The sequence below is a fragment of the Persicitalea sp. genome, assembly GCF_041751555.1.
Taxonomy (GTDB): domain Bacteria; phylum Bacteroidota; class Bacteroidia; order Cytophagales; family Spirosomataceae; genus Persicitalea.
The window spans coordinates 1-6,773 of record NZ_JBGSXF010000575.1 but is presented as its reverse complement, the minus strand read 5'-3'; the positions used below and the strand labels follow the sequence as shown (position 1 = coordinate 6,773).

Below are 6,773 nucleotides of genomic sequence, written 5' to 3'. Positions count from 1 at the left end.
CCGTCAGGCGCTGGAAGCGGTTCGCTGCTTCGAGGAAGGCGTGATACGTACCAAGTTGGACGCCGATCTGGGTTCGATCCTGGCTTGGGGTTTCCCAGCCTACACGGGCGGGACGTTGTCTTTTGTGGATTTTGTGGGAGGTAAGGAGGCGTTTGAGCGGGAGTGCAATCGGTTGGCGGATGCGTACGGGGAAAGGTTCAGACCGTCCCACAAATCATAAAAATACCGGATTTACGGTATTGGGTAAACGCGAAATAGGCCTCTACTTTGCAGCGTGCTAGCCTTACAACGCTGGCACCTCCCGAGATGAACACCATATTACCACTCCCTCATCTCCACTTCAAGCACCACTTGCCCTTTCCCGTCCAGGACATCTTGCGCCTGGACGGAAAACGCAATTAGACGGTCTTCTCCCTTACCAACGGCACCCAATTACTGTCCTCCCGCAGTCTCGGTATTTACTAAGGTATTTTCCCAGAAACTTTCCTGCGCCTTCACAAAAGCGGCGTCACCAAACGTGATTTTTACAGGAATTAAATGATGAAAACCGCAAAGCCATCCTGACCGGCGGTAGCGAAATCGCCGTCTCGCGCCGCTGGGCCGAAGTCAGAGAGCTGATAAAGTAATCATTTCTGCTACCTCACGCCCCGTCTGCATAGCGGCGTTCAGCGACGGGTAGGCCGTGTAGTCACCGCAGCGGTAAAGATTCGGGGTTAATTGCAGCAATTCCCCTCTACTCCCCGCCTCGAAGCGTATCAGCGCCTGCGGCAAATGGTAGCTCCGCAAGTGCTTCCAGCTCCGCACATCTTCCCCGAACCACTCGCTAAGTTCCATCTTGATATCTTCGGCCAGTTTGGCCTCATCCGACAATTCCAGACCCATCGTACTAACTGAAATCAGGCTTTGTCCGCCGGGCGCGTAGTCGGAGGCGACGTCGCTGGGTACGCACATGTGATCCACTGCTGAAAGCTGATGGGGGTTCAACACTATCATTTTCTTAGTCGAAGGCGAGCGTTCCGCTGCAAAGTAGGTGCAAGTCGTCACGTTGTACTCTCGTTCTACTTCCTTTCCCAATAGACGGTCGGCGGTGGCGGCGTCGGTTGCAATCACGAGCTTGTCGGCGCGAAGAGTTTCGCCGTTAGCCAGCACAACAGTTTGCCCTTCAATCCTCGCCACGGGCGCATTCAGCCTTACGGTTCCGGTGGGAAGCTTGGTAGCCATTTGCTCAGGAATGGCTTGCATACCCTTTGCAGGAATGACCGCATCACCATTATAAAACTGCTTGAATACGAAGCGGAAGAAATTACTCGACGTGGCCAACTCGTTTTCTAGAAATACTCCGCCGAAGAAAGGCCGGAAGAAGTTGGCTATCATCTCATCACTCCACCCGTAATCCTGCAAATAATTGAGCGTAGAGGTGTCTGCATCTTTGAAAAAATCCTCTGCCCGTGTCACATCGTTCACGTCGCGCATCAGTTCCACTAGCCGCATTTTATCAGCTAGTGAACCCACCGGGGCAGAAAGGGCCTTAAATACACCGAGTGGCTCTTTCAAAGGGTTAGGCATTTCGGTAAAACCATCGGTGCGGCTTTCCTGCCTGATAATGGCTCCCGAGCGGAAGGCCTGCAGGTCGAGGGAGTCGTAATCGAGCAGTCGTTTGGCTTCAGGATAAGAAGTGAGCAGAATTTGGAAGCCCCGGTCGAGTCGAAAGCCTTCGTGCAGGTCAGTACGGACGCGTCCGCCTACGGCTTCAGCGGCTTCCAGGATCAGACATTCCCGCCCAGCCTGTTGAAGGTATCGGGCACAACTCAGACCCGCGACACCGCCACCTATGATAATGATCGGATAGGACGTTTCCATGTTTATTGGAGTAAATGCTGGATTTATATATAATGTTTACAAGATCACCCTATGTATTTTTTTGTAAAATCGGATCTTGTTTTTTTAGAAAAGGCGTAGCTTTGAGCCAACACCGAAGCGCAATTTTAGAAAATTACACCTATTTTTATTCATCCTTCCACTCCTTTTGCTTATTATAGCGAATGCTTTCTTCCGGTGCATCCCTATAACAAGACCATACCCCATCGGTTCAACTAAATTTTAAGCTGATTTATAGAAATGAAATACCAGGTACATGAGGAAGGCGAATTCCGGTACATCGATGAAGGTCAAGGGGAAACTTTACTGCTGTTGCACGGCCTATTTGGCGCTTTGAGTAATTGGGATGGTGTTATCGACGGTTTTTCCAGTCGTTATCGCGTAATTATTCCAGTATTGCCCATATATGAACTCCCACCCCGTAAGGCTGGACTGGAAGCTTTGCTCGATTTTCTGGAAAAGTTTCTGGTTTTTAAGGAGTTGAGTAGTTTCAACTTATTGGGTAATTCCCTCGGCGGCCACATTGGTTTGCTCTACACTCTTAAACATCCCGAAAACGTGCAGCGACTCATCTTGACGGGTAGTTCTGGGTTGTTCGAGAATTCAATGGGTGGGTCGTTTCCGAAGCGCGGTAGCTACTCCTATATCGCCGAGCGCGTAGCCTATACATTTTACGACCCCAAAGTAGCCACTAAGGAGTTGATCGACGAGGTGTTTGAGACGACCTCGAGCATTGCCAAGTGCATGAGTATCGTGGGCATCGCCAAATCGGCCCAGCGGCACAATCTGGCTAAGGAATTGTATCGCATCGACGTCCCGACGTTGCTGGTCTGGGGACTGAACGACACGATCACGCCACCTTACGTCGGTCACGAGTTCAAACGGTTGATCAAAAACTCTGAGTTGCACTTCATAGACAAATGCTGCCACGCTCCTATGATGGAGCATCCCGGAAAATTCAACGTGATTCTCGAACAATTTTTGGCTAAAAACGCGTTACTAGAACCCGCACCTATTCACTAAAAACACGACCCACACCCATGCTCGCCGCCACGTTGCTCAACCCCATGCTGCCCACGCTAAAACTCACCGATTCGGTGGGTACCGCGCTGGCCTGGATGGATGAGTACCACACGCCTCAACTTGTCGTGGCTGAGGATGGGGTTTACAAGGGCATCGTGTCAGAGAATCTTCTCCTGGACCTACCCGATGAATCCGTGCTTTTGTCCGATACCATCCGACAACACCATGACGTGTATGCCAACGAAGACCAGCACGTTTATGAACTGCTGCGGCTTGCGAATCAGTACCGCTTAAAGGTGATTCCAGTTGTGGATGAAGATGGGCAATTGAAGGGCAGTATCCTGGTCAATGATCTTCTGGAACGCTTTGCCGATACATTGGGTGTGCAAGAACTTGGGGCAGTATTAGTGCTGAAAGTCGCTGAGCGCGATTATTCGCTTTCGGAAATAAGCCGCCTGATCGAGTCCAACGGCACAAAAATCATCAGCAGTTACTACACCTCCTCGCCCACCTACGGTGACCCCGGCGACGCCCGCCTTACACTCAAGCTCAACCGCACAAATATCAACCCTGTCATTGCTACGCTCGAGCGCTACGATTACGCCATCGAGGAAGCTCACGCCAACGATCCCGTCGAAAGCATCGATCAGGAACGCTTCGATATGCTGCTGCGGTACTTGGCGACTTAGTGGACAGTGGACAGTGGACAGTGGACAGTGGACAGTGGACAGTAAGAAATAATCAGCGATCCGTTTAGTTCCACTTTTGGCATTACCATTCTTCTCTTTCGCCAGTTTTTCTCTTTTTTACCAGCTTTGTTTCGTTCTAAGGGTAATGTTCTGCATTCTCGTCCTTATATATAAGAAATACTTTTTCGTTTTTAGAAAAGCATAGAATGTACTGGGTCAGATAAATTTTAAACTATTTAGGATCAGTCAGATATGACTATCCACTGTCAACTGTCAACTTAATAATATGTCTTCACGTAGAACATTCATTAGAGGGGCGTCGGGAGCGGCGGCTTTTTCAATGTTGGCTTCCGGGCTAACTCAGGCTGACGCAGTTAGTACTCCATTACACGACGAAGAAGAAACATTCCGATTGGGACTGGCGGGATACACTTTTGCCAAATTCAAGCTCGATCCGGCTTTGGATATGATTAAAAAGGTGGACATCCACTGGTTATGCATTAAAGATTTCCACCTGCCAATGAAAAGCAGCCCCGAAGAAATCGCGGCTTTTCACGCAAAATTGAAGGAAATAGGCGTGACGGGTTACGGTGTGGGGCCGATCTATATGAAAACTAAGGTGGCCATCGACGAAGCCTTCGACTACGCCAAGCGCGTGGGCGTGGACTTGATCGTGGGCATTCCCGAAGTGGCCGATTTGCCTTATGTAGAACAAAAAGTGAAGGAATACAACATCCGCTACGCTATCCACAACCACGGGCCGGGCGACAAGGTCTATCCCAACGCTGTGACCGTTAACGGCCACATCAAAGACCTTGACCCACGCGTGGGCATGTGTTTCGACATTGGCCACGATATGCGCTATGGCAATGATCCCATCGCCGACTTCGCCAAGTACCACAAGCGCATTTTCGATATGCACCTAAAGAACGTCACGTCTGCCACTGGTGACGGTAAAACCAACGAACTCGGTCGAGGCGTAATTGACATCCCAAAACTGGTTAAAACACTCCGTAAGGTCAAATACAGCGGCGTCTGCGCCCTGGAATACGAAAAGGACATGTCTGATCCGCTGGCGGGCATCGCCGAGTCGGTCGGGTACTTTCGGGGAGTGCTGGATGCGACGAGGGGATAGGTTGACAGTTGACAGTTGACAGTTGACAGTTGACAGTGAGAAAATCGACTCTATCAGTACCTTACCACCTTTGTGTTAAGTACTTTGAGCAGTTCGGCACCTCAACTTTGTGGCTTTAAAACTTAAAAATAAACCAAAATGGAAAAAAGAAGAGATTTCATAAAAAAAGTAGCGCTCGGCACGGCGGGTATTACGCTGGCGGGAGCCACGCGCGGCATGTCAGCGCGTAGCTATGCCAAGATTATGGGAGCCAATGATCGCCTACAAGTCGGTATTGCCGGGTTAGGACGGCGGCTAGGTGCTTACTATCAGCCTATTGGGCTCAAAAGCAGCAACGTGGAGTTGGTGTATTTGTGCGATGTAATGAAAAGTCAGCGCGAGTCGGCGGCGAAGAAGTTTTCCAAGCATATCGACTACTCACCTAAGCTGGAAAACGATATTCGTAAGGTTATTGAAGATCCTAAGATCGATGTTCTTATCAACGCTACGCCCGACCACTGGCACGCACCCGGTACCTGGATGGCTGTGAAGGCGGGCACACACGTGTACGTCGAGAAGCCGTGCAGCCACAACCCCCGCGAGGGAGAATTGCTGGTGGAATTCCAGAAAAAGTACAACAAGGTGATTCAGATGGGCAACCAGCAGCGCTCGGCCCCCGAATCGCGGGAAATTATCAAGGAAATTCACAACGGTACCATCGGCAAGCCTTACAAGGCCATCGCCTTTTACGCCAGCGCCCGCGGCGAAGTACCCAAGCAGGAGAAAGCCCCCGTTCCCGAAGGACTCGACTGGGAACTGTGGCAGGGCCCGGCCCCGCACCGCGACTACACCAGTGAAACCTGGGATTATAACTGGCACTGGTACGGCTGGAATTACGGCACCGCCGAGTCGGGCAACAACGGTACGCACGAACTGGACATAGCCCGCTGGGCGTTGCAGGGCGACTATCCCGAGCGCGTGGAAATCGAAGCCGGTAAGCGGTACTTCCCTAACGATGGCTGGGAGATGTACGACACGATGGAAGCTACGTTCCGCTTTCCGGGCGACAAAATCATCCAATGGCAGGGCCAAAGCCGCAACGGCTACAACACCTTCGGGAGCGACCGAGGTACTTTGATCTTCGGAACCGAAGGCAATGTCTATGTGGATCGCGGCGGCTACAAACTATATGACCGCAGCGGCAAGATGATCAAGAGCAGCGAGTCGAAAGGCAGCGAAGCCGGCACGGCCCTGGGTGGTGGTGGCGACATGAGTACGCTGCACGTCGTCAATTTCTTCGACGCCGTGCGCGGCACCGCCAAGCAAAATTCGACTATCGTCGAGGGTGCTATGAGCGTACATCTCTGCCATTTAGCTAACATAGCTTATCGTATGGGCGGCAAGCCTCTGGACGTCGATCCCAAAAATGGCAAGATCATGGACAAAAAGGCCATGAAGTACTGGGACCGCGAGTACCAGCCCGGCTGGGAGCCGAAGTTGTAATTTTTCATAGGAAAAAAGCCGGAGGGTGGAAAGGGGCTGGCGCAAGCCATCTTTTCCACCCTCCGGCTTTTTTTAAACTACTTCGGTTTCCCGCGCTTTTACAGGGTAGTCGAGATAACCCTTTTTACCGGGCGTGTAAAAGGTACTGTCGTCCCATTCCGCCAGTGGAATGTCTTGGGCGAAGCGCTCCACCAAATCAGGATTTGAAATATACGGCTTCCCGAAAGAAACCAAGTCGGCATCCCCCCGCTTGATAACGGCATTGCCTTTTTCCTGATCAAAGCCCGCGTTGATCATCAAAGTACCCTTATACATGGGGCGGTAACGCTTAGCAATTTCTGTTTCGGCGTAAGGAATATCTGACACATCGTTGAACGGTTCCGACAAATGCAGGTATGCCAAGTCGTATTCGTTCAGCTTGTTGACGATGTAATCGAAGGTTGGAATGGATTCTTCGTCCATCGTCATGCCGAAAATTCCGTTCAGCGAAGGGTTCATCCGCACGCCAATCTTGCCTTCTGGAATTTCTTGCTTCACCGCGTCCACTACATCGAACAGAAAGCGCG

The 6,773-nt window shown here is 51.1% G+C and carries 6 protein-coding genes and 1 pseudogene; 5 read left to right on the top strand and 2 right to left on the bottom strand.

What is annotated here, in order from left to right:
- A partial coding sequence (locus tag ACEW8P_RS20390) for a hypothetical protein (RefSeq protein ID WP_373514917.1) occupies positions 1 to 220 on the top strand: 220 nt, incomplete at its 5' end.
- A 386-nt stretch (positions 221 to 606) separates the two neighbouring features.
- On the opposite strand, the gene ACEW8P_RS20385 is transcribed toward ACEW8P_RS20390, so the two are convergent.
- A complete protein-coding gene (locus ACEW8P_RS20385) occupies positions 607 to 1,860 on the bottom strand; it encodes an NAD(P)/FAD-dependent oxidoreductase (RefSeq protein ID WP_373514916.1) in 1,254 nt (417 codons plus the stop codon).
- A 258-nt stretch (positions 1,861 to 2,118) separates the two neighbouring features.
- Here ACEW8P_RS20385 and ACEW8P_RS20380 point away from each other — a divergent pair, with 258 nt between their 5' ends.
- The 4 genes from ACEW8P_RS20380 to ACEW8P_RS20365 all read left to right on the top strand — a co-directional run bounded on the left by ACEW8P_RS20380 (position 2,119) and on the right by ACEW8P_RS20365 (position 6,207).
- Positions 2,119 to 2,901: an alpha/beta fold hydrolase gene (locus tag ACEW8P_RS20380; RefSeq protein WP_373514915.1), complete on the top strand. Its 783-nt coding sequence runs from the start codon at positions 2,119 to 2,121 to the stop codon at positions 2,899 to 2,901.
- Between the two features lie 17 nt (positions 2,902 to 2,918).
- Positions 2,919 to 3,590: a CBS domain-containing protein gene (locus ACEW8P_RS20375; protein WP_373514914.1), complete on the top strand. Its 672-nt coding sequence runs from the start codon at positions 2,919 to 2,921 to the stop codon at positions 3,588 to 3,590.
- A gap of 286 nt (positions 3,591 to 3,876) precedes the next feature.
- Positions 3,877 to 4,725: a sugar phosphate isomerase/epimerase family protein gene (locus ACEW8P_RS20370; protein WP_373514913.1), complete on the top strand. Its 849-nt coding sequence runs from the start codon at positions 3,877 to 3,879 to the stop codon at positions 4,723 to 4,725.
- A 138-nt stretch (positions 4,726 to 4,863) separates the two neighbouring features.
- Entirely contained in the window at positions 4,864 to 6,207 is a 1,344-nt protein-coding gene (locus ACEW8P_RS20365; protein WP_373514912.1) for a Gfo/Idh/MocA family protein, read from the top strand.
- Positions 6,208 to 6,279: 72 nt separating this feature from the next.
- Here ACEW8P_RS20365 and ACEW8P_RS20360 read toward each other — a convergent pair.
- Positions 6,280 to 6,773 (bottom strand): annotated as a pseudogene (locus ACEW8P_RS20360) (alkene reductase); the annotation flags it as partial.

Bases quoted from the DNA above. Each gene is read 5' to 3' on its own strand.
- ACEW8P_RS20385 (WP_373514916.1), bottom strand. From the start codon at position 1,860: ATGGAAACGTCCTATCCGATCATTATCATAGGTGGCGGTGTCGCGGGT.
- ACEW8P_RS20380 (WP_373514915.1), top strand. From the start codon at position 2,119: ATGAAATACCAGGTACATGAGGAAGGCGAATTCCGGTACATCGATGAA.
- ACEW8P_RS20375 (WP_373514914.1), top strand. From the start codon at position 2,919: ATGCTCGCCGCCACGTTGCTCAACCCCATGCTGCCCACGCTAAAACTC.
- ACEW8P_RS20370 (WP_373514913.1), top strand. From the start codon at position 3,877: ATGTCTTCACGTAGAACATTCATTAGAGGGGCGTCGGGAGCGGCGGCT.
- ACEW8P_RS20365 (WP_373514912.1), top strand. From the start codon at position 4,864: ATGGAAAAAAGAAGAGATTTCATAAAAAAAGTAGCGCTCGGCACGGCG.